This window comes from Amycolatopsis rhabdoformis (genome assembly GCF_035918295.1).
GTDB classification, from domain to species: domain Bacteria; phylum Actinomycetota; class Actinomycetes; order Mycobacteriales; family Pseudonocardiaceae; genus Amycolatopsis; species Amycolatopsis rhabdoformis.
In genome coordinates this window covers 8,474,257-8,494,950 of record NZ_CP142149.1, presented here as the reverse complement: position 1 = coordinate 8,494,950, position 20,694 = coordinate 8,474,257, and the positions used below count along the sequence as shown (strand labels likewise).

At 70.2% G+C, this 20,694-nt stretch carries 21 protein-coding genes and 1 tRNA gene; 9 read left to right on the top strand and 13 right to left on the bottom strand.

Annotated elements, in window-relative coordinates:
* Window positions 1-52 precede the first annotated feature (52 nt).
* The 3 genes from VSH64_RS39310 to VSH64_RS39300 all read right to left on the bottom strand — a co-directional run bounded on the left by VSH64_RS39310 (window position 53) and on the right by VSH64_RS39300 (window position 4,015).
* Window positions 53-1,504 carry a sensor histidine kinase gene (locus VSH64_RS39310; protein ID WP_326567819.1) on the bottom strand — a complete coding sequence of 484 codons (1,452 nt, stop codon included), beginning with the start codon at window positions 1,502-1,504 and terminating at the stop codon, window positions 53-55.
* A gap of 338 nt (window positions 1,505-1,842) precedes the next feature.
* Entirely contained in the window at window positions 1,843-2,763 is a 921-nt protein-coding gene (locus tag VSH64_RS39305) for a glycosyltransferase 87 family protein (protein WP_326567818.1), read from the bottom strand.
* 529 nt (window positions 2,764-3,292) lie between these two features.
* Window positions 3,293-4,015 (bottom strand): LysR family substrate-binding domain-containing protein, encoded by a 723-nt coding sequence (locus VSH64_RS39300; RefSeq protein WP_326567817.1) that lies wholly within the window; start codon window positions 4,013-4,015, stop codon window positions 3,293-3,295.
* Window positions 4,016-4,052: 37 nt separating this feature from the next.
* On the opposite strand from VSH64_RS39300, the gene VSH64_RS39295 reads away from it, so the two are divergent.
* From VSH64_RS39295 to VSH64_RS39265, 7 genes are all read left to right on the top strand, one after another.
* Window positions 4,053-4,424, top strand: a complete 372-nt coding sequence (locus VSH64_RS39295; RefSeq protein WP_326567816.1) for a DUF5997 family protein — start codon at window positions 4,053-4,055, stop codon at window positions 4,422-4,424.
* Between the two features lie 278 nt (window positions 4,425-4,702).
* A complete protein-coding gene (locus VSH64_RS39290) occupies window positions 4,703-6,793 on the top strand; it encodes an McrB family protein (RefSeq protein ID WP_326567815.1) in 2,091 nt (696 codons plus the stop codon).
* On the top strand, window positions 6,790-7,962 hold the full coding sequence (locus tag VSH64_RS39285) for an McrC family protein (protein ID WP_326567814.1): 1,173 nt from the start codon (window positions 6,790-6,792) through the stop codon (window positions 7,960-7,962). The genes VSH64_RS39290 and VSH64_RS39285 overlap by 4 nt, the downstream gene beginning before the upstream one ends.
* Window positions 7,963-7,995: 33 nt before the next feature.
* On the top strand, window positions 7,996-8,802 hold the full coding sequence (locus VSH64_RS39280) for a metalloregulator ArsR/SmtB family transcription factor (protein WP_326567813.1): 807 nt from the start codon (window positions 7,996-7,998) through the stop codon (window positions 8,800-8,802).
* The gene (locus VSH64_RS39275; protein WP_326567812.1) at window positions 8,799-9,386 is read left to right on the top strand and encodes a dihydrofolate reductase family protein; all 588 of its coding nucleotides are present in this window, start codon (window positions 8,799-8,801) and stop codon (window positions 9,384-9,386) included. Before VSH64_RS39280 ends, VSH64_RS39275 begins: the two co-directional genes overlap by 4 nt.
* A gap of 123 nt (window positions 9,387-9,509) precedes the next feature.
* A tRNA-Lys gene (locus VSH64_RS39270) sits at window positions 9,510-9,585 on the top strand.
* Between the two features lie 306 nt (window positions 9,586-9,891).
* Window positions 9,892-11,157, top strand: a complete 1,266-nt coding sequence (locus tag VSH64_RS39265) for a phosphodiester glycosidase family protein (protein WP_326567811.1) — start codon at window positions 9,892-9,894, stop codon at window positions 11,155-11,157.
* A 64-nt stretch (window positions 11,158-11,221) separates the two neighbouring features.
* On the opposite strand, the gene VSH64_RS39260 is transcribed toward VSH64_RS39265, so the two are convergent.
* From VSH64_RS39260 to VSH64_RS39245, 4 genes are all read right to left on the bottom strand, one after another.
* The gene (locus VSH64_RS39260) at window positions 11,222-12,502 is read right to left on the bottom strand and encodes a GNAT family N-acetyltransferase (RefSeq protein WP_326567810.1); all 1,281 of its coding nucleotides are present in this window, start codon (window positions 12,500-12,502) and stop codon (window positions 11,222-11,224) included.
* A 95-nt stretch (window positions 12,503-12,597) separates the two neighbouring features.
* Window positions 12,598-13,041 carry a nitroreductase family deazaflavin-dependent oxidoreductase gene (locus VSH64_RS39255; RefSeq protein WP_326567809.1) on the bottom strand — a complete coding sequence of 148 codons (444 nt, stop codon included), beginning with the start codon at window positions 13,039-13,041 and terminating at the stop codon, window positions 12,598-12,600.
* A gap of 102 nt (window positions 13,042-13,143) precedes the next feature.
* A complete protein-coding gene (locus VSH64_RS39250) occupies window positions 13,144-13,734 on the bottom strand; it encodes a TetR/AcrR family transcriptional regulator (protein ID WP_326567808.1) in 591 nt (196 codons plus the stop codon).
* 24 nt (window positions 13,735-13,758) lie between these two features.
* The gene (locus VSH64_RS39245; protein ID WP_326567807.1) at window positions 13,759-14,676 is read right to left on the bottom strand and encodes an SDR family NAD(P)-dependent oxidoreductase; all 918 of its coding nucleotides are present in this window, start codon (window positions 14,674-14,676) and stop codon (window positions 13,759-13,761) included.
* Between the two features lie 136 nt (window positions 14,677-14,812).
* Here VSH64_RS39245 and VSH64_RS39240 point away from each other — a divergent pair, with 136 nt between their 5' ends.
* Window positions 14,813-15,694 carry a helix-turn-helix domain-containing protein gene (locus VSH64_RS39240; RefSeq protein ID WP_326567806.1) on the top strand — a complete coding sequence of 294 codons (882 nt, stop codon included), beginning with the start codon at window positions 14,813-14,815 and terminating at the stop codon, window positions 15,692-15,694.
* Between the two features lie 3 nt (window positions 15,695-15,697).
* On the opposite strand, the gene VSH64_RS39235 is transcribed toward VSH64_RS39240, so the two are convergent.
* The 6 genes from VSH64_RS39235 to VSH64_RS39210 form a co-directional block, all read right to left on the bottom strand.
* Window positions 15,698-16,408, bottom strand: coding sequence for a GAF and ANTAR domain-containing protein (locus VSH64_RS39235; RefSeq protein WP_326567805.1), 711 nt, complete (start codon window positions 16,406-16,408; stop codon window positions 15,698-15,700).
* A 132-nt stretch (window positions 16,409-16,540) separates the two neighbouring features.
* A complete protein-coding gene (locus tag VSH64_RS39230) occupies window positions 16,541-17,071 on the bottom strand; it encodes a TetR/AcrR family transcriptional regulator (RefSeq protein WP_326567804.1) in 531 nt (176 codons plus the stop codon).
* Window positions 17,068-17,541 (bottom strand): carboxymuconolactone decarboxylase family protein, encoded by a 474-nt coding sequence (locus tag VSH64_RS39225; RefSeq protein WP_326567803.1) that lies wholly within the window; start codon window positions 17,539-17,541, stop codon window positions 17,068-17,070. Before VSH64_RS39225 ends, VSH64_RS39230 begins: the two co-directional genes overlap by 4 nt.
* Window positions 17,542-17,563: 22 nt before the next feature.
* Window positions 17,564-17,719: a hypothetical protein gene (locus tag VSH64_RS39220; protein ID WP_326567802.1), complete on the bottom strand. Its 156-nt coding sequence runs from the start codon at window positions 17,717-17,719 to the stop codon at window positions 17,564-17,566.
* A gap of 175 nt (window positions 17,720-17,894) precedes the next feature.
* A complete protein-coding gene (locus tag VSH64_RS39215) occupies window positions 17,895-18,593 on the bottom strand; it encodes a glutamine amidotransferase (RefSeq protein ID WP_326567801.1) in 699 nt (232 codons plus the stop codon).
* Window positions 18,590-19,132 (bottom strand): helix-turn-helix domain-containing protein, encoded by a 543-nt coding sequence (locus tag VSH64_RS39210; RefSeq protein WP_326567800.1) that lies wholly within the window; start codon window positions 19,130-19,132, stop codon window positions 18,590-18,592. The genes VSH64_RS39215 and VSH64_RS39210 overlap by 4 nt, the downstream gene beginning before the upstream one ends.
* 130 nt (window positions 19,133-19,262) lie before the next feature.
* On the opposite strand from VSH64_RS39210, the gene VSH64_RS39205 reads away from it, so the two are divergent.
* The gene (locus VSH64_RS39205) at window positions 19,263-20,693 is read left to right on the top strand and encodes an amidase (protein ID WP_326567799.1); all 1,431 of its coding nucleotides are present in this window, start codon (window positions 19,263-19,265) and stop codon (window positions 20,691-20,693) included.
* The last annotated feature ends 1 nt before the right edge of the window (window position 20,694 follow it).

Sequence of the window (20,694 nt, the reverse complement as noted above, 5' to 3'; positions counted from 1 at the left end):
GGAAAACGCTCGCCCCCTCACTCCAATCTCGGGGTTGCGGTGCGGCAGGGGCTCAGTCGTTGTCATCGGCGTCCGCCTGCGACTCGGCCGGACCGGTGGCGACCCTGCGCGTGCGGCTCTGCTGGAAGGCCCCGAACCGGGCGCCGCTGTCACCGTGGGTGCGGTTGGTGGGCCGCGGGCCGGGGCTCGGCGCGAGCTGGCGCGAGGCGGCGAGCGTCTGCCCGCGCGGGCGCTTCGGCAGGCCGCCGGTCTCCGAGAGCACGGGCTCCAGCGTGCCGTGCGTGGACTCGCGCTCCTCGGTGCGCACGGAGCTGACCAGCGCTTCGCGGCGCGGCCGGGAGTCCTTGATCGGGTCGGAGAACGGGTCGGTGCGCGGCTGCGTGATCAGGTGGTTGGGGATGCGCAGGACCACGCCCGTGCCGCCGCGCGAAGACGGGCGGAAGAACACGTGCAGCTGGTGCTTGCGGGCGAGCTGGCCCACCACGGCGAGGCCGAGGCGTGTGCCGGAGATCGTGGTGAGGTCGAGCTTTTCGTTCTGCGCCACGGCGATTTCCGCGCGCAGGAGGGCCTGCGGCTTCATGCCGAGGCCGCCGTCCTCGATCGTGATCACGGCGCCGTTGTGCAGGTCTTCGACGTAGACGTGGACCTCTTCGGACGGCGCGGAGAACTTGGTGGCGTTGTCCATGAGCTCGGCCAGCGCGTGCATCACGTCCTCGGCCGCGTACCCGGCGATGGCGCTGCCGCTGGTGGAGTGGATGCGCACGCGGGTGTAGGCGCCGATGCGGCCCATGGCGCCGCGCAGGATGCTCTCCATGCGGATCGGCTTCGCCCAGCGGCGGCCCGAGCGCGCGCCCGTGAGCACCGCGATCGAGTCGGCGAGGCGGCCGGCCTGCGCGGTGCTGTGGTCGACCTTCAGCACGTCGCCGAGCAGGTCCTCGGGGCAGTGGTTCTCCATCTCGCGCAGGTCGGCGAGGATGCTGGTGGACAGGGCCTGCACGCGGCCGGCGGCGTTGGCGCACGCGGCCGTGGCGGCGGCGCGACGGCGCTCACCGTGGGCGACCTCGTCGATCACGAAGCGCATGATCCGGTTCTGCAGCGGATCTTCGGGCAGCTGCGTGGAGTTGTAGACGTCGGCGGCGCTGGTGCCGTCACGCAGGCGGTTGACCACCGCGGGCAGGTCCTGGTCGACCATGATGCCGAGCTCGACCTTGGTCGCCGTGTGGTTGTAGGCCTCGGTCTTCGTGCGCACGTCGGCGTTGCGCGCGCGCTCCTCGGCGTCGGTCAGCGCCGACACGCCGCGCGTGGCGAGGTAGACGGCGGCGACGAGCGCGACCCAGGTGATCGCGGCGACGACGGCGACGAGCACCCGGTTCTGCTCGGGCACCTCCAACGTCACCCACGCCCACAGCGCACCGGCGACGACCGCCGTCACCGGGACCGCGACCGCGGCCGGGACGGCGCGCCCGCGCTGCTGCGCGTGGCGGGCGGGCAGTTGTTCCGACATGGCTTCAAGTCCTCGCGTCCGGTTGGTGGCAGGCCGTGCGCCGGGTTGGTGTACCTCTGCTCCTGCACGCGGGTTTCGGCGAAAAGGCAGCTAGGCCGATCCCCCATGCCTGGATGACGGGACCCGGATATTAGCGCCATCACAGGACGGCTGCGAGCACCAGTGCCCTGGCGGAGTGCTAATAGGCCCTCGCGGCAGCCGGTTGACGAGGGTTTTCCGGCCTGTCGCCACTCTGCGCATTTCCCGATGTGACGCTGCGTGTGATCACCGCGCGCGAGAGGGCCGTTCGCGCAGGCCGGGAGCCGCTCGCGGCAGTTCGCCCGAACAGAGCAGTGCGTTCACCGACTCGGCCCTGAGCGGCCCGCGGCGGCGCTCGGCGGCGTGACCGATTGTTTGCCGCGCTCACTCGACGGAGAAGGCAATTGTTCTGTTTCAGCGGCTCGCGATGATGAATTCTGTTCGGTGAGTGGGGAAATCGGTTTCCGTTCTTCGAGGACGACCGAAGCCGGTTGCGTCACGACCACCAGCCAGGCGAGGAAACCGAGAGCGAGCAGGAGGTAGGAGTCGCCGACGAGGTGCTGCCAGGGCGTCCACGCGAACTCGCGGAAATCGCTCGACGGCAGGAACGCGTGGGGCGCGGCGATGAACACGAGCGTGCCGGCGGCGAGTGCCGCGGCCTGCCCGATGGTGCGCACGCGCGTGGCGAGGATCAGTAGCGCCGGCGCGGTCCAGACCCAGTGGTGCGACCACGAGATCGGCGAGAGGACGAGCACGGCCGTCGCGTTGACCACGAAGGCGAGCGGCGGGTCGACGCGGCGCATCACCACCACGGCGGCGCCGAGGACGAAAGCGGAGAGGCCGAGCCAGAGCACGTGGTAGGGCAACGGCGGCAGGTTGAGGCGGTGGAGCGCGCCTTCGATCGTCTGGTTGGTGGCGTAGGGCGAGCCACTGAGGCCGGCCGCGCCGGTGAGGCCGCCGCCGAGGAAGTACTTGACGGAAGCCGCCGGAGCGACGAGGAAACCGAGCGCGGTGGCGGCGGCACCGGCGATCAGCGCGTTGCGGGCGGAGCGGAAATCCTTGGTGAGCAAGAAGAACAGCAGAAAGCCGGCGGGCGTCACCTTGATCGCGGCGGCGATGCCGACGCCGATGCCACGGGGCCAGCGCGGGTTGGGCATCAGGAGGTCCACGGCGACCAGGGCCATGAGGACGAGGTTGATCTGCCCGAAGGAAAGGGTGGAGCGAACGGGTTCCAGTGCCATCGCGGCGGCGGTGAGGACGGTGGCGGTGCCCGGTGCCCGGTGCGTGCAGCTTGGGGAGGACGCGGCGGACGGTCGCGTAGAGCGTGATCCAGAGGGCGGCGACGGAGACGAGATCCATCAGCACGGCGGAAACGGCGAGGGGCGGGAGCGTCATCACGGTGAAGACGACGGCCGCGAACGGCGGGTAGATGAACGGCAGTGGGAAGCCGGAAGTGGTGGCGGGCAACTGGCCGTAGAGGTCGCCGCCGCGGAGCACGGCTTCGGCGCCGAAGCGGTACACCTGCAGGTCGACCGGGCCGAAGCTGCCGACGACGGCGAGCACTCCCCCGATGATCGCGGCGGCGACGAGTAGTCGGCCTTTGTTGCGCTGCAGCATGTCCCCAGTCACCCCGTGCTCCGGTTTCCGATCTTTCGGTCGGATTCAGAGCCTGGTGGGAACGGGCGCGGTGTTGATCATCTGAACGGCCGGGGTGGCGGGGCCGTTCGGCCGGGGTTCGGTGGTGAGGTTCGGCCGAATGGCCGAGGCGGATCAGGAGCGGCGGCGGGGTTTGCCGCGCTTGGGCGGTTGTTTCTTGGTGGTGGGTTGTGGTTTGGGCTTGGTTTTCTTGACCGGGGCGGGTGCGTTGCCGCGGGTGCTGTTGACCGTGCGGCCGCGGACGATGCCGATGAACTGTTCCACCAGGTCCGTGGTCTCGTCCTCGAGCCAGGACAGCGCCACGCGCGACTCGGGGACGTCGGCGAGCGGGCGGTAGGTGAGGTCGCGGCGGTGGTGCAACCGGGCGAGCGACTGCGGCACCACGAGCAGCCCGACGCCGGCGGCGACGAGCTCGATCGCGTCGGCCGTGGTGTCGGGCCGGTGATCAGGCCGTTTGCCGAGCGGCTCTGGCCGGTCGGGCCGGTATCCGGGCCAGTCGAGGGTGTCGTCGTGGGCGTGGAGCACGAGCTCTTCGGCCAGGTCCTCGGGCGTGACCTCGTCGGCGGCCGCCACCAGGTGGTCCTTCGGCACCACGACCACGGTGGTCTCGGTGTAGAGCGGAATCGCGTGCAGCCCGGTGCGATCAATGGGCAGGCGAAGCAGCGCCGCGTCGACTTCGCGAGCGTGGATCTTCGCGACGGCTTCGCGCGGGTCGAGGCTTTCCAGGACCAGCGGAACCCGCGGCAGGCGCTCCTGCCACGTGCGCACCCACTTGCCGGGAGTGACACCCGGGACGTAGCCGAGCGTGAACGAAGGTGGTGCGTCCGGGCCGGTCACGCAGGCCAGGTTACCGACGGTGGTTACCCTGACCCCCATGACCTCGCGCAAGACCCCTCAGACGATGAAGCCCGCCACCGCCGCGAAGAAGCTCGGCGTCTACCTCGAGGCGACCCCCTCGGAGTTCCAGGCGGGCCCCGTCACGCGCGACGAGCTCAACACCCTCCAGACCGACCCGCCCGAATGGCTCCGCGACCTGCGGCGCAACGGCCCGCACCCGCGTCCGGTGGTGGCGGCGAAGCTGGGGATCTCGATCGGCGGGCTGTCGCGCGCGGGGCTCACGGAGCCGCTGACGACGGAGCAGATCGAGGAGATCAAGGCGGAGGAGCCGGAGTGGCTGGAGAGGGAGAGGGCTACGCAGGCTGAGGTGAGGAAGGAAGCTGCGAGGGTCAAGGGGTCGCAGGGCTGAGTTTCCTGGGTTTCTTGTTGTCAGTGATCGCGACTGTCGGCTCTTCACGCTCCCGTGCCTGCCGTGCGTAACGGATCGCCGTCGTCGACCGAGTTCTCTGTCGTCGCTGCTGCCGCGCTCCGCACCGGAGGTCCTCAACCGTGCCCGATCAGATCGACCGTCCGTACACAGCAGCTCGGCGCGTGATCGACGCCGGCCTCGCACACGACAACTCCGTGTTCACGCCGGGACGAGCGGTGTGGACGAGAACCAACGCCGAGGCGCTCGTCGAGCGGTTCGTGAACTCGCCCGAGCTGGGCAGAGCCCGGTTCGAGAAGAAGCTCGGACGGCAGCTGGCCGGAGCGTCGCCGGAGGCCGTTCAGCTCATGGCCGAAATCATCTACCTGCACCTTCTGGCGCCGAGCGACTTCGGCGGCACAGCGAAGCGTGAACTCCTCCAGACCGTGCTGGCGTTCGCGTCCGATCCGGTCCAGATCCCGCTGGAACTCGATGAAGAGCTGGACGGTGGCTTCGGCCGCGCGGGCGTTGCCTACCGCACACAGCGGCCGGTGCAGCTCGCGTGGCTCGTCCGGTTCGTCGTGGCGTGGAAAGCGCTCGACCCAGCCGAGCGGCAGAACGCCCTCACGGATCCGTGGAAGTTCCGCGAAGTCGTCGACGCGGTCCCCCTGAAATCGGCGTACACCCAGCGCAACGTACTCCTCCACCTGGCTTTTCCGGCTACCTTCGAACGGATCACCTCACGCGGCCACAAGCAGCTGATCCTCAAGAAGCTCGGCACCGAGATCCCGAACCCGACCGGCGACGAAGATCGCGATCTCGCAGCATTGCGCGAAGTGCTCGAACACCAGCGCGGTGAGCGCATCGACTTCTACGACCGCGAGATCGTCCGGCGCTGGCAAGGGCCGGCCGAAGGCGCCGAGCAGCAGGATCGTGGCTGGCTCGTGCGCGGGGCCAACGTACAAGGCCGCAACCTGGTGCCGGAGTGGCTGGCGGAAGGCTACTGCTCGCTCGCCTACTCGGAGTTCGACGAGATTCCCGCCGGCGCGACCCGAAGCGACCTCGATGCCCTCTTCACGGAGAAGGTCCCTGATCTCACGAGCCGGCAGCGCGCGGTGCACGTCGGTGTGCTCGACCGGTTCTTCAACCAGATGCGGCCAGGTGACCTCGTCGCGACCGTCGACGGCGCCAACGTGTACGTCGGTTCGATCGACGGCGCGGTGACCTGGACAGAGACACCCGACCGGGCCAGCGGACACCGGCGCGCCGTGACCTGGTTCAACGCCGCCGACCCGTTCAAGCGCGATCAGCTCTCCGTCGCCACCCGAGATCGGCTCTCCGGCCAGATGACCGTCAGCAGCCTCGGCCCGGACGTCGCCGAGTTCCTCGCATTGGCGAAACCCGAAGCCGACATCACCGACGTAGCGCCAGAGCCGGTCTCGAGCGACTTCGTTGTCCTTCCGCAGCCGACGACCGGCCTGGCTGAAGAGCTGTTCGTCGATCTCGAGTGGCTTTCCGAAACAGTCGATCTACTTGGCGACAAGAAGCAGATAATCCTGTACGGGCCACCGGGAACGGGCAAGACCTACCTGGCGCAAGAGCTGGCCCGATTCCTCACCGAGCAGAACGGCGGCGTGCACCGGCTCGTTCAGTTCCACCCCTCGTATTCGTACGAGGACTTCTTCGAGGGTTTCCGTCCACAACGCAACGACACGACAGGCACCGTGGGTTTCGAGCTGAGCGACGGGCCGCTGAAGCTCCTCGCGAAGGAAGCGAGCGAGGACCCGTCGCGGGCCTACGTACTGATCATCGACGAGATCAACCGCGCCAACCTCGCGAAGGTCTTCGGCGAGCTGTACTTCCTCCTCGAGTATCGAGACCGGTCCGTACAACTGCAGTATTCGCCGCAGGTCGACTTCCGGCTTCCGGCGAACCTCTACTTCATCGGCACGATGAACACCGCCGACCGGTCGATCGCGCTCGTGGACGCGGCGATGCGACGACGGTTCGCCTGGCAGGGCCTCTTCCCCGGAGAGGTCCCCGTCGACGGGATGCTGCGCCGCTGGCTTCGCGCTCGTGCGCTACCTGCTGACCGCGCGGACTTGCTCGACGCTCTCAACCGTCGCGTGGCCGACCGCGAGGCGGCCATCGGGCCGTCGTACCTGATGGACCCGCGTGTCGGTACCGAGGCGGGTCTCGCGCGGATCTGGAAGCACCACATCATGCCGCTGCTCGAAGAGCGGCACATCGGCGACAGAATCGATCTCCACGCTCAATACAGCATCGAAGCCCTGCGCGATGGCTCATCGGCGCTCCAGCCGCCTGGTGACGAACCCGCCTTTGACGAAGAGACCGGCGAGCCACCCGCGTGAGGCGGCTGACCCTGCACGAGCACCAGACGCTCGCGTTCAGCCCGATCCAACGGGCCGTCGCGGAGGGCCTGCGGAGCACGAAAGCGGTGCGGGTCGGAGCGGATCTGGAGCAGCGCACGGTGCTCGCCTCGTCTTCGCTGGTCGGCGTGCTTCAATGCGGTGACGTCGAGCTACGGGTGAAGCCGAAAATCGGCATCCACCGGTTGCTTTGGCTCCTCGGCTATGCGCAGGACCCCTCGGGGTGGAAGGACGACGACGTTGGCCTCGCCGAGGTTGACGAGCTCGTTGTCGCCATCGCCGTGTCGTTCCACGCGGCGACGCGGCAGGCGCTGTCGCATGGCGCGCTGCAGGGCTACCGCACAGTCGAAGAGGCTCTGCCGATCCTGCGTGGCCGCATCCGTGAGGGAGACCAGCTCCGCATTCGCCTCGGCTTCGCTGTGCCGTTGGAGGTTCGGTACGACGACTACACCGTCGACATCGCCGAGAACCGCATCCTGCTCACCGCGGCCCACCGGCTGCTGCGGGTACCCGGGCTGCCGGCCCTGACCCGCGCCGGCCTCCGCCGGATCACCACGACGCTGGCCGACGTGACGCCACTGCTCTCAGGCGACGCCGTGCCCGAGACCCTGCCGACCCGGCTGACACAGCACTACCGACCTGCGCTTCAGCTCGCACGCATCGTGCGCGCCGGCCAGAGCGTCGATCAGCCGGCGGGAGCGACGAGGGCAACCGGCTTCTTGTTCGACCTCAACAGGGTTTTCGAGGATTGGTTCGCCGCCGCGCTCCGCCACGAACTCGAGCCGTACGGCGGCCGGCTTCGCAGCCAGCTGACTCGTCACCTGGACCTCGATGGTCGGGTGCGGATCCGGCCGGACCTGGTCTGGGAACGGCACGGCCGGCCGGTGGCAGTGCTCGACACGAAGTACAAGCAGGTGCGCACCGGCGAACGGGCGCACGCCGACCTGTACCAGATGCTGGCCTACTGCACGGTGCTCGGCGTGCCCGAGGGACATCTCGTCTACGCCGCGGGCGACGCGGCAGGTTCGCACACGGTGCGGGAGTCCGGGACCAAGCTGCACCTCCGGGTACTGGACCTCGCACGACCGACAGAGCACGTGCTCGCCCAGGTCAGACACGTCGCGAAGGAACTCGCTCGAAGTATTCCTTGACAAGAATATTCGTGGTGGAGAATACTTCTCCTCATGAACGAGATCGCGGCGGCGTTGGGGGACGGAGCGCGGTGGCGCATCGTCGAGTTGCTGGCGGTGCGGCCGAGGTCCGTGGGTGAGCTGGCGGAGCTCACGGGGCTGCGGCAGCCGCAGACGACGAAGCACCTGCAGGCGCTCGCGAAGGTCGGGGTGGTGTCCGTGACGCCGCTCGGGCAGAGGCGGGTGTACGCGGTGGACGCCGTGCCGTTGAGGAGGTTCGCGGATCACCTCGAGGTGATCCTGGACAAGGTCGAGGCGCACACCGGCGAGCGGGATGTGCTGCGGCGGTACCAGGAGGCCATCGACGCCGACACGGCGGCGGCGGTGCGGGAGCGGTGGGCGGACGGGCGGGAGTTCTCGTTCGAACGCGTGGTGCTCGCGCCGCCGGATGTGGTGTGGCGGTACTGGGTGGAGCCGGAGAAGCTGGCGTCCTGGTGGGCGCCGCCGTCGTTCGCGATGGTCGAGTGCGTGCTGGACCCGGTGCCGTGTGGCGCGGCCGTGGTCGAGTTCCGTGACGCCGAGGCGAGCTACCGGTCCGAGGGCCAAGTGAAGGAAGCCACCGAAAACGAGCGGCTCGTGTTCGACCTGGCCGTGGTGGGCGAAGCGCCCTTCACGGTCGAGTACGACCTCGAGCTCGACGAGACCCCCGAAGGCACCCGGCTGCGGCTGGGCCTGCATGTCACGGACACCACCGTCGAGGCGGCGCCGCAGATCGCCGGCATCGAGACCGGCTGGGGCCAGGTCCTCGACAACCTCGCGAACACCATCAAGACCGACCTCACCCAGGGAGCACAGCCATGACCCGCACCGTCACCGCCAACATCAGCATCACCCTCGACGGCCGCTACCACGGCGCGGGCGGCCCCGGCGACCTCGCCGCGATCGTGCCGTACGCCATGACCGAGGTCGCCCGCAACCACCTCGCCCGTCTGCACGAGAACGCCACCACGGCTGTCCTCGGCCGCGTGAATGCCGAGGGCTTCCTGGGCTTCTGGCCCACCGTGCTCGACAATCCCGACGCCGACCCGCGCGACCGCGGCTACGCGAAGTGGCTGGTGGACACGGAAAAGGTCGTGCTGTCCACCACGCTCACCGAAGCCCCCTGGCCCCATACGAGAATCGCCAACGCACCGACGGCCGACGTGATCACCGACCTCAAGGCCACCGGCGAAGGCGAAATCCTCGTCAACACCAGCACCACGATCATCAAGGCCCTCCTCCAGGCCGACCTCCTGGACCGCCTCTACCTCATGATCACCCCCGAAATCACCGGCGGCGGCCAACGCCTCTTCGACGACGGCCTGCCCGCCACGAAATGGCAGCTCACCCTCCACGAAGCCGGGGACCTCGGCGAGCTGGCCATGGTCTACGACCGGGTCCGGTGATGCCCCTGTCCATTGTGGAATCCCGGCGCGGCCCGAAGCTGCCCCGAGCTCACCCCGGGAGGTGACGAGGATCAAGGCCCACCCTGCTGAGGACCGCGCACCCGCCCGCTAAACTGACCCGGCGGGCCGCTAGCTCAGTTGGCAGAGCAGGAGACTTTTAATCTTCGGGTCCAGGGTTCGAGCCCCTGGCGGCCCACCACTTTCCGCAGGTCAGAGGTGTCTTTCTCGCGCGGGGCAGGTGCTGGTGTCGATCGGCCGGCCCGCCGCTCGGCCGGTGATGACTTTCGGGCGTCGGGCGTCCGGTAAATGATCGTTGTCGGTTGTCGTGATCTCCCGTGTTCGTTGTGGGGATCGGCCGTGCCTTGGTCGTCTTGGACAGACAGCCGGGGCAGGTGGGGGCGGATTCACCGGTGCTGTTCATGTCGGGTTCACGGCGACGGACGGGTGGGCTCACCGGCGGCCGAAAGAGTGGGCGGGCTCCGTTCCGTGATGAAAGGACCCGCTCGTGAGATTGCGCAGATCGTTGGTGGCGTTGGTGCTCGCCGCGACAGCCGGTACCGCCGTGGCGACGATGCCGGCGACGGCGGTGGCGGCGGTGGCGGCGGCCCCGTTGGCTTCGGAGGTCTCGGGGGCGGGGCTCGATGTCACCGACAGCGAGCAGGTGGCGCCCGGGGTGCGGCTCGAGTCGTTCACGAGCAGTTCGGCGAGTGCGGCGGCGATCCAGGGTGAGTTGCTGACCGTGGACCTGCGGAATCCGCACGTGTCGGTGGATCTGCTGCACCCGCCGGCCGTGGCGCAGGCGCAGAGGGTGTCGCAGATGGCCGACGCGCTGGGCGCGGTGGGCGGGGTCAACGGCGACTTCTTCAACAACACCGAGGCGCAGCACCCGGGTGTCGCGTTCACGGATTCGTCCGACGGGCCCGAGATCGCGCGTGGCCGGGCGCTCAAGGCGGCGGTGCCGAACGGGCAGCGGTTCGGGCCCGGCATGCCGCCCGGGGTCACGACGCAGGCGGTGTTCGGCGTCGGGGTCGACGGGGTCGGGCGGCTGGGCAACGCGAGCCTCGAGGGCAGCGTGCGGATCAAGTCGGTGACGCGGCCGTTGGGTGGGCTGAACCAGTACGCGATTCCGGTCGGTGGAATCGGTGCGTACACCAGCGCGTGGGGCGCGACTTCTCGCGCTCGTTCGGTGTGTGGCACCGACACGAGCCGGGGCGCCGCGTGCAGCACGGACACCACCGAGGTGACGTTGCGGCACGGGAAGGTCGTCGCGGTCGGTAGCACCGTCGGGGCCGGGGCGATCTCCACGGACGAGACGGTGCTGGTCGGGCGCGAAGCCGGTGCGGATGAGCTGCGGACGCTCAAGGTCGGGCAGCACGTGACCGTGAAGTACGACCTGTCGACCGGGCGCGGGGTGCCGTTCCGGTTCGCGGTCGGTGGCTTCCCGATTCTCGAGAACGGCACCGTCGTCGCCGGTCAGGATGCCAAGACCGCGGCGGTGCGGACCGGTGCGGGTTTCAGCGCCGACGGCCGCACGATGTTCCTCGTCGCGGTGCAGGCGGCGCCCGGCACCAGCGGTGGGATGACCACCCCGGAGGTCGCGCAGCTCCTGCAGCGCGCCGGCGCCGCCAACGCGGTCAACCTCGACGGCGGCGGCTCCACCACCCTCGTGGCCCGCGACCCCGGCGCGCACGCGGTGACGGTTCGCAACCGTCCCACCGACGGGGCCGGCGAACGCTCCGTCGCCAACGGGATCGGTGTCTTCGTCCGCTGACGCGCGTCGCCTCTCGGGCAGATCCTGGCTGTCCCTGTTCAGAATCTGCCCGAGAGCACCCGGTTCACGCCGCGCGGTAGCGGTCGTGGATAGGGGGCAGTGGCTCGAAATTCGCCGCGCGGTAGGTCGCGACGGCGCCGACGTTGGCGCTCGGTGTGTTGACCAGAGCACTGGACGAGCCGAGATCACGCAGGGCCGCTTGGGCCGCGAGCGTGATGGCGCGGCCATACCCGTGGTGGCGGTGCGCCGGGTCGACGCCGAGGGGTTCGATCAGGCCGGGCCGCCCGGCACCGGCGGACCAGACGGTGGCGGCGGCGACGGGATTTCCGTCGGCGTCATAGGCGAGAACGCAGCGGGCGTCGGCATAACCGGGACCAGTGGACATCGTGTGCCAAGCGTCGGCCGTGAACCGAGGGCTGTTGAAGGCCGCGCGGTGCACGGCGGTGCGGGCGGAGACCTGCGCGGGGCCGACGATCTCGACGCGGACGCCGGGGTCCGCGACAGGATCGGTGAGGTCACAGCGAAACGGCGACCACGGCTCGTCCAGCGGCCAGCCGGCGTCGGCCAGCAAGTCGCGGAGCAGGGCGTCGGCGGGGGCTTCCACCGCGACGCGGCCCGTGGGGAGGACGCCTCGGGACGGGGTGGTGACGTCCTCGAAAAGCCGGCGGGCCAGGACTTCGTCGCGGCGCACATCCGGCGCGAGGGTGAGGCGGAGCAGCTCGGAACCGTCGAGCAGACCGACGGCCACAACGTCCCCGGCCCAGCGCCAGATACGCAACGCGGCAGCCGCGTTTTCGGCGCCGGCGCGCCAAAACCAGCCGACATCGCCGGGGTGGAGCTGCCACGGCGCGCCGTCCCGTTGCCAGCCACGCAGGGCGGCAAGGGCCGCGGGCAACTCGCCGACGCGCGGGGTGCTCAGCACGATCGTCATCGCTGGATGACACCCGATCCCCGGGGCGGGGCGCATCCGAATTTCGGCAGCCTGCAGGACCGCGCGCGATTTCTCCGCGCCCACCACCGCGAAGGACACCCGATCGGCACGGCTGGACGCACCCCAATCTCCAGCACGGCCCGGCCGGCGACACCACCGCCGGGTCGTCGAGCTGGCGAATTCCTGCAGGCGCGCCATGGCAGGCAACTCACGATCACCGAATCGGGGCACGCGCGACACCGAGCAGGCGACACGCGATTTCTGAGTCCGACTACGCGCGAATACCGAGCCCACGCGCCCTCGCGGGCGAAATCCGATCACCAAGGCAAGCAGCACGCAAGCATCGAGCGGGCGAACCACGGCAAGCGACACACCATCACCGAGGCCGGGCGCGCGAGTATCGAGCGGGCGCACTACGCCAGGCGACACCCCATCACCGACTCAAGCACCGCGCGAATACCGACCAAACGCGCCGCGGCGGCGGAAGGCGGTCGCCGCGGCGCGGGAGGTCAGGCGTCGACCGGGGTGAGGACGAAGATGGGCATCTTGCGGGTCGTCTTGGTCTGGTATTCGGCGTAGTCGGGCCAGGCTTCGACGGCGCGGGCGAACCAGGTGGCGTACTCGGCGTCGTGGACTTCGCGGGCTTCGTAGTCCTTCTTGACGGGGCCGTCCTGGAGTTCGACGTGGGGGTTGGCGACGACGTTGTGGTACCAGACCGGGTTCTTCGGCGCGCCGCCCAGTGAGGCGACCACGGCGTACTCGCCGTTGTGCTCGACGCGCATCAGCGGGGTCTTGCGCAGCTTGCCGGTTTTGGCGCCGACCGTGGTCAGGAGGATCACGGGTTCGCCGGTCGGGTGAGCGCTGCCCTCGTGGCCGCCGGACTTCTCGATGAGGTCGGCCTGGTTGCGGCTCATGTCGAAGGGGCTCGGCGCGTATTCGCCGGTCAGCGGCATGTTCGTACCTTTCCACGCAGTAGCGGGCCTCGGCCGAAGCCCATAAACGGACTATACCCCGTTTCGGCGAGCGCGTGACGGTGGGCACACCACGCGGCAAGATCAACCGCAGACGCGCTCGACGAGGGTGGTCCAGGCCGCGGCCAGGTCGCGGGGCAGGGTGGGGGGCGCGTCGGAGGCGCGCAAGTACAGGAGCAGCGGGCCTTCCAAGGCCGCCGTGAGCTGGAGGGCCAGGGCGCGGATCGCGGTGACGTCGGGGCAGGCCTCGTGCAGCAGCATCTGGACCTGGAACAGCGAAGGGCTCGCGTTGACGGGCCGGGGCTGGCCCGGGTCGAGCGCGGCGCGGGCCAGCGCGGTGCGTTCGACGAGGAACTCCATGCGCGCGTGGCCGAAGGCGACGAGGCGGTCGACGGCGGGCGCGCCCGGGCCCAGGGGCGGCGGGCCGTTGAGCACCTGCTGCTGGAACACGGCTTCCTCCTCGTCGAGCAGCGCGAGGAAGATGCCGGCGCGTGTGCCGAAGCGGCGGAAGACCGTGCCCTTGCCGAGGCCGGCGCGCTCGGCCAGGCCGTCCATCGTGACCTTGTCGGCGCCGAGTTCGGCGACCATGGTGCGCGCGACCTCGATCAGGTGCGCGCGGTTGCGGGCCGCGTCGGCTCGCTCCTCGCGCGGCGGGCCAAAGGAGATCGGTTCCACGGGCGGCACGCTACCCGGCGCAGGTCACCGCACGGTGGACAACGCGACCTCCCACAGCCGCTCGGCGTTCGCCGGGTCCAGCGCGTACGGGGCGACGCCGGGCACGCCGAACCCGGCGGGCCGCGAAGAGACCACCGGCGACTCGTTCACGTCCTCGAAGTAGCGTCCGCCGATCGCCTCCACCAGCGGCGACGCGGCGAGGAACACCGAGGTCGCCGCGCCCTGCTCCACCGTCTTGCGGTACGGCTCGGGCGTGCGCAGGCCGCCGGTGTGGCGCTGCAGGTTGGTGGCGATCGCGCCGGGGTGCAGGGCGTTGGCGCGGATGCCCTCGGCCGACCAGCGGCGGTCGGCCTCCACGGCGAGCAGGACCTCGGCCGTCTTGGACTGGGCGTAGGCGGTGAGCGGGTCGTAGGGGCGGAAACGGAAGTCGAGGTCGTCGAACGTCACCGGCGCGAACAGGTGACCGCTGGACGACACGGTGACCACGCGGGCGCCGGCGGCGTCGGCCAGCGCGCGGTGCAGGCCCAGCGTGAGGGCGAAGTGGCCGAGGTAGTTGGTGGCGAAGTGCTGCTCGTGACCGCCGATGCCGCGTTCGAGCTCCGGCAGCGCCATGATCCCGGCGTTGTTCACCAGCACGTGCAGCGGACCGGTCCACGCGCTGGTGAACGCCGTGATCGAGGCCAGGTCGGCCACGTCCAGCGAAGCGACGTGAATCGCCGGGTTGCCGGTCTTCGTGCGCAGCTCGGCGGCGATCTCCGCGCCGGCGTCGGGACGGCGCACGGCGAGGGTGACCTCGGCGCCGGCGGCCGCGAGCGCGCGGGCGGTCTCGGTGCCGAGACCCGCGCCGGCGCCGGTGATCACGGCGCGCTTGCCGGTGAGGTCGACCCCGTCGATCACCTCGGACGCGGTGGAGTGACGGTCGAACGGGCTGTGGAAGAGCATCAGGATTCCTCTGGTCGAAGTGCTCCCCTCACCCTGCGCCGTCCGCGTCCGGCCGCCCAGGACGCCTTCAGACCAGGACTGACAGGGCCACCCAGAAGCCCGGCCGACGCCCTGACCGGCCCTTATCCTGGACGGCATGAGCGGACCCCTGGCGCAGTACCTGCGGGCCCGCCGGGAGCTCGTGACACCGGCGGCGGCCGGCATCCCCGGCACCGGCAACCGGCGCGTGCCCGGGCTGCGGCGCGAGGAGGTCGCGTTCCTCGCCGGCGTGAGCTCCGACTACTACGTGCGCCTCGAACAGGGCCGCGACCGGCACCCGTCGGAGCAGGTGCTGCTCAGCATCGCGAGCGCGCTGCAGCTCGACGAAGAAGCCACGGCGTACCTGCTGAAGCTCGGCACCGCGCCGGCCACCCCGCGCCGAGCTCCGCGCCGCACGGAAAAGGTGAGCGCAGGCATCCGCACGCTGATCACGACGTGGCCGCTCACCCCGGCGTACGTGCAGAGCCGATACCTGGATTCGCTCGCCGCCAACCGGCTGGCCGTGGCGCTTTCGCCGTTCAACGCGCCGGGCCACAACGGCATCCTCGCGGCGTTCCTCGAACCGGAGGTGCGCGCGCTGTACGTGGACTGGGAGGCGATGACCGCGCGGGTCGTGCCGTACCTGCGGTCGGTGGCGGGCGCGGACGTGGACGATCCGCGGCTCGTGGAGCTCGTCGGCGAGCTTTCCGTGCGCAGCGAACGCTTCCGCACGCTGTGGGCGCGCCAGGACGTGAAGCAGAAGTCGACCGGCACGAGCGTGTTGCAGCACCCGCAGGTCGGCCGGCTGGAGCTGCACTACGAGAAGCTGCTGATCCCCGGCGACGCCGGACAGACCCTCGTCACCTTCCACGCCGAGCCGGGCAGCGAGTCCGAGCAGCGCCTGCGCCTGCTGGCCACTTTGGACAGTCCACTCGACCGCTCACCCGGAAGCGCAACCGGCACCACACTCGACGGCGCGGCACCGGTTCCGCCCGCCTGACGCTCAGGCACCCTTGTCGGACACCGCGGTGACGAAGCGCAACGCGATGTCGCGCAGCTTGGTGTTCGTGGTCTGCGACTCGACCACGAGCCGGTTCATGGCCTCGTCGGCGTCGATGCGGTGGATGGCCATGAGCATGCCCTTGGCCTGCTCGATCACCGCGCGCGAGCTCATGGCGTGGTCGAGCTGCTCGGCGCGCGAGCGCACGTCGCGGTAGCGGTGGTGCGTGCGCAGGCCGAAGGTGACCACGGTGACGTAGACCTTGAGCAGCTGGCTGTCGAGCTCCCGGAAGCCGTGGTCGCCGAAGCCGAAGAGGTTCAGGGCGCCCGAAAGCCTTTCGTCGACGCGCAGCGGCGCCGCCAGGTAGCTGCCGATGCCGAGGTCGGCGGCCACGTCCGTGAACTCGGGCCAGTGGAGGTCCGCGGCCGGCAGCGACAGGCGCACGATCTCCCCGGTCTCCGCCGCCTGCAGGCACGGGCCCTCGCCGGCGGCGTACTGCGCGGCGTCCACCTGCTCGGCGCGCGGGTCGGTGGTCGCGGCCGTCTCGCCCTTGCCCGAGCGGATCACGGTCACGCTCGCCATGTCGGCCCCCGGCACGGCGCGCACGGCTTCGGCGCAGATCACCTCGAAGAGGACGGGTTCGAGCCGGTCGTCCTCGAGGGCCTGGGTGAGGCCGTGCATGGCCTCCGCGAGCTCGTCGAGCTGTTCGGACATGGTCGTCTCCTCAGCCACTCCGCCTGTTCTCCTGTCGTACCGGGGCAGGCGGGCTCGGTGAAGCCGCTGCAACTGCGCGCGATTTTAGCGAGCCCCGGCGGCGGAGGCGAAAAACCTGCTCGACGGGGAGTGTCAGGCGCGCAGGGCGTTGAGCACCAGCTCGCCGTAGCGGCGCCATGCGGCTTCATCGCGGACGTCGAGGCGAATCAGCTGCAGCACGGCGCCGCACAGCAGCACCCGCACATCCGTCACGCTCGCGTCCGTGCGCAGCTGCCCAGCGTCACGCGCGGCGGCCACGCGCTTTCCCAGCAGGTCGAGCAATCGCGCAGACGACGAAGCCGAGCCCTCGGCCAGCAGGTCGGCCAGGAGACGGTTTCGCGCAAGCGCGGCGAAGAGGCCGACCACGGCTTCGTGCAGCGCGCGAACGGGGTCCTGCGTTGAACCCGGGAGCTGCTTCTCCAGCTCCGCGAACCAGCGGTCGGCGATGGCGGAGACGAGGTCTTCCTTCGCCGGGTAGTTGCGGTAGACCGTGGCCTTGCCGACGCCGGCCCGCTCAGCGATCCCGGGCACGGTCGCCGCGAGGCCGTGTTCGGCGAAGGCCTCCTCGGCCGCGGACAGCACGCGCTCGTGGTTGCGGCGCGCGTCGAGCCTCCGTTCGGTCACAGGCCGTACACCTCTGTGACCGGCACGTCGAGCACCGTGGCGATGCGCGAGAAGGTCCAGTAGTAGCCGCACACCTGCAGCACCTCGACGATCTCGCGCTCGCTCAGGAACTCCCGCACCGCGGCGAACAGCTCGTCGGGCACCCGCGGCCCGGCGAGCACCGCGGCGGTGAACTCCACGAGCACGCGGTCGGGCCCGGCGAGGCCCGCGAAGTCCCGGCGCGCGAGGAGCTCGCGCTCGGCTTCGGTCACGCCTTCGCGCGCGGCGATCGGGCCGTGCTGCGCGGCCACGAACTCACCGTCGACCTCGGCGGCCACCGCGAGGATCACCAGCTCACGCCGGCGCGGCGACAGCTCGAGCGCGGTGAACTGGGCCATCGCCTGCTCGATGAAAAGCCGCACGGTGGCCGTGGAATGCGTGAGCATCCGGACCATCGCGTCGGGCGGGAAAGTGGCGACGTACGCCTGCACGTCGGCGGGTCACCGAGGCGGATCACGGGTGCTCCACCGGGAAACCGGCTTCGTTGAGCGAAGAGAACCGGCCGTCTTCGGCGTAGCGGCCGATGAGGTAGATCTCGGCGAGCTCGGCCCGCGAGCGCGCGGTGCCGCTGTTGCGGTGGCTGAAGTCGGGGGCGAAGTACTTGTCCATGGCGGCGTCGACGTCGGTGGCGCGATCGAAAACCAGCTCGCGGAGTGCGTCGCCGATGCGTGCGTGGATCAGGTGACTCCTCCAAACGGACCCCAGGGTTCGGTTACAGGCTAACCGGACCCCAGGGTTCGGTCAGGTCGGAGTGAGTCATTTCACCGGGTGCCGTGTGCGCAGCTCAACGTGCTTCGTCGAGCCACGCACTGAAGACCGTGCGCGCCGCGTCGGCCAGCGCCGGGCCGTGCGCGGCGGCGTCGGCACGAAGGCGATCGAGGTCGACGCCCGCGGCGGCGAGTTCCACGGCGTGGCCGATCAGCCACGGTTCCAGGCGCGTGTGGTCGGCTTCGAGGTGGAACTGCAGCGCGAGCACGCCCGGCGCCGGCCGGAAGGCCTGGTACGGGAATCCCGGGGTCTCGGCCAGCGTGACCGAGCCGGCGGGAATGGCGAACTGGTCGCCGTGCCAGTGCAGCACGGGCACGTCGGCCAGCGGGGCCAGCAGCGAGGCGCGGCCGGCGGGCGTGAAGCTGAGCGGCGCGTAGCCGATCTCCTTCTTGCCGGTCGGGGTCACGGCGGCGCCGAGGGCGGACGCGATGAGCTGCGCGCCCAGGCAGATGCCGAGCGTGGGCCGGCCCGCGGCGAGCCGGGCGGCGAGGGCGGCGCGTTCGCCGGCGAGGAAGGGATACGCGTCGAGGTCACCGAGGCCGATCGGGCCGCCGAGCACGACCACGACGTCCGGAGCCGCCAGGACCTCCGGCGTGATCGGGTCGAGGCCGGCGTCGAGGTAGTCGACGGTGTAGCCGCGCGAGCGCAGCAGCGGTTCGAGCAGGCCCAGGTCTTCGAAGGCCACGTGGCGCACGGCCAGGGCGCGCCGGGTCACGACTGCCCCTCCGGCGCCGCGATCACCACGAGCACCTCGGCGGGCTCGGGGCTCAGCGACTTGACGTAGTGGGGAATCCCGCCGCGGAAGTACACGGAGTCGCCGGCCGCCAGGCGTTCCGTGCGGTCCGGGAAGCGCAGCTCGATCTCCCCGGAGCGGACGAGGATGAGCTCGTCGCCGGAGTGCGCGCGGTAGACGCACTCGACCTCGGTGGTCGGCGGGTAGATGAAAAACGGCAGCATCTGCTTGCCGACCACGCCGCCGGCGAGGTGCACGAAGCCGGACCCGGCGTCGGGCACGGTCGGCGCGCTTTCGGTGCCGGCGCGGCGGACTTCGAGGTTGGCGCTGTCGCGCGCGTCGCCGAAGAGCTGCGTCACGTCGACGTCCAGCGCTTCCGCGAGCCCGATCGCCACGGCGATCGACGGCGTGCTGTTCCCGCGCTCCACTTTGGACAGGTACGACTTCGTGAGACCGGTCCGCCGGGCCAGCTCGTCGAGCGTCCAGCCGCGTTCCTGCCGCAGCATCCGCAGAGTCCTCACGCGGGCAAGCCTCTCATCTCGTTGAAGTGTCTCATAATGATACACGGTTGACGATAGGAAACCTTGTGTCATGACCGCCGGGTGTCCTACCGTCGAGCGAATCCCCCAGCCGAACAGGAAGGGCACCGCGATGAGCAGCACCGCCGCTGTTGACGAGTCCCTCTGTTACCTGCCCGCCGAAGTCGCCCTCCGCCGGTTCGCCGAGCGCAGCCTGGCGCCCAGCGAACTCATGGCCGCCGTGATCGAGCGCTGCGAAGAGGTCAACCCGCACGTGAACGCGATCACCAACCGGTTCTACGACCAGGCCCGCCGCCAGGCCGCCGAAGCCGACCAGCGCTACCGCGACGGCACCGCGCGCCCGCTCGAAGGAATTCCGTTCGCCGTGAAGGAACTCCACCCGGTGAAGGGCGTGACGACGTCGTGGGGTTCGAAGATCTTCGAAGGCGTGGAAGCCGATCACACGCTGCCGGCGATGCAGCGCATGTTCGACGCCGGCGCCATCATGCACATCCGCACCACCACGCCGGAGTTCGCACACTGCGGCCACTGCCACAGCCCGCTCTACGGCATCACGCGCAACCCGTGGAACCTCGACTTCAGCAGCGGTGGCTCGTCGGGCGGCTCGTCCGTGGCGGTGGCGACCGGCATGACCCTGCTGGCCGGCGGCGACGACGGCGGCGGCTCGCTGCGGATGCCGGCGTCGTCGTGCGGAATCGTCGGGTACAAGGCGCCGTTCGGGCGCAACCCGTCGGCGCTGCTGGACACGATGTTCGAGGCGATCGTGCACGTCGGTGTGCTCGGCCGGACGGTCGGCGACGTCGCGCTCGCGCAGAACGTGGTCTCCGGCCAGCACCCCGACGACATCACGACCTTGCGCGAACGCGTGACGATCCCCGCCGGACCGGGCTCGGCCGAGGGCTTGCGCATCGCGTACTCGCCGGACCTCGGGTACGTCGAGGTCGACCGGGAGGTGGCGCGGCTGACCGAGGTCGCCGTGGCGAAGCTGGCCGACGCCGGCGCCATCGTCGAAGAAGTCGACCTCGGCTGGGACGAAAGCACGTACGACGCCTGGGTGACGCACTGGCAGGGGCTCTTCGCCGCCATCGCAGGCGAGCACATCCCGCAGTGGCAGTACAAAATGGACCCGTTCGTGCGGCAGCTGATCCTGCAGGGACAGCAGCTCGACCACGTGCGCGTGAAGAAGACGGAACTCGTGCGCACGAAGATGTGGACGAAGCTGGCGGCCGTGTTCGCGAACCACGACCTCGTGGTGTGCCCGACGCAGGCCGTGCCCGCGCTGGCCGCGAACCACCAGAACGACGACAAGTCCTTCACCATCAACGGAAAACCGGTCGACGCCTACCTCGCGTGGGCGCTGACCTATCCGTTCAACCTGCTGAGCCAGTGCCCGGTGCTCACGGTGCCCTCGGGCTTCAGCTCGTCAGGCGTGCCGACGGGACTGCAGATCGTCGGGAAGCCTTACGACGACGAGACGGTGTTCTCGGCCGCGAAGGCGTTCGAGAGCGTGGCGCCCTGGGCGCAGGCGCACCCGAACCTCTGAA

Bases quoted from the DNA above. Each gene is read 5' to 3' on its own strand.
- VSH64_RS39220 (WP_326567802.1), bottom strand. From the start codon at position 17,719: ATGGACAAGTACTTCGCCCCCGACTTCAGCCACCGCAACAGCGGCACC.
- VSH64_RS39235 (WP_326567805.1), bottom strand. From the start codon at position 16,408: ATGTCCGAACAGCTCGACGAGCTCGCGGAGGCCATGCACGGCCTCACC.
- VSH64_RS39245 (WP_326567807.1), bottom strand. From the start codon at position 14,676: ATGCTCTTCCACAGCCCGTTCGACCGTCACTCCACCGCGTCCGAGGTG.
- VSH64_RS39310 (WP_326567819.1), bottom strand. From the start codon at position 1,504: ATGTCGGAACAACTGCCCGCCCGCCACGCGCAGCAGCGCGGGCGCGCC.
- VSH64_RS39295 (WP_326567816.1), top strand. From the start codon at position 4,053: ATGACCTCGCGCAAGACCCCTCAGACGATGAAGCCCGCCACCGCCGCG.
- VSH64_RS39305 (WP_326567818.1), bottom strand. From the start codon at position 2,763: ATGGCACTGGAACCCGTTCGCTCCACCCTTTCCTTCGGGCAGATCAAC.
- VSH64_RS39240 (WP_326567806.1), top strand. From the start codon at position 14,813: ATGAGCGGACCCCTGGCGCAGTACCTGCGGGCCCGCCGGGAGCTCGTG.
- VSH64_RS39275 (WP_326567812.1), top strand. From the start codon at position 8,799: ATGACCCGCACCGTCACCGCCAACATCAGCATCACCCTCGACGGCCGC.
- VSH64_RS39280 (WP_326567813.1), top strand. From the start codon at position 7,996: ATGAACGAGATCGCGGCGGCGTTGGGGGACGGAGCGCGGTGGCGCATC.
- VSH64_RS39205 (WP_326567799.1), top strand. From the start codon at position 19,263: ATGAGCAGCACCGCCGCTGTTGACGAGTCCCTCTGTTACCTGCCCGCC.
- VSH64_RS39255 (WP_326567809.1), bottom strand. From the start codon at position 13,041: ATGCCGCTGACCGGCGAATACGCGCCGAGCCCCTTCGACATGAGCCGC.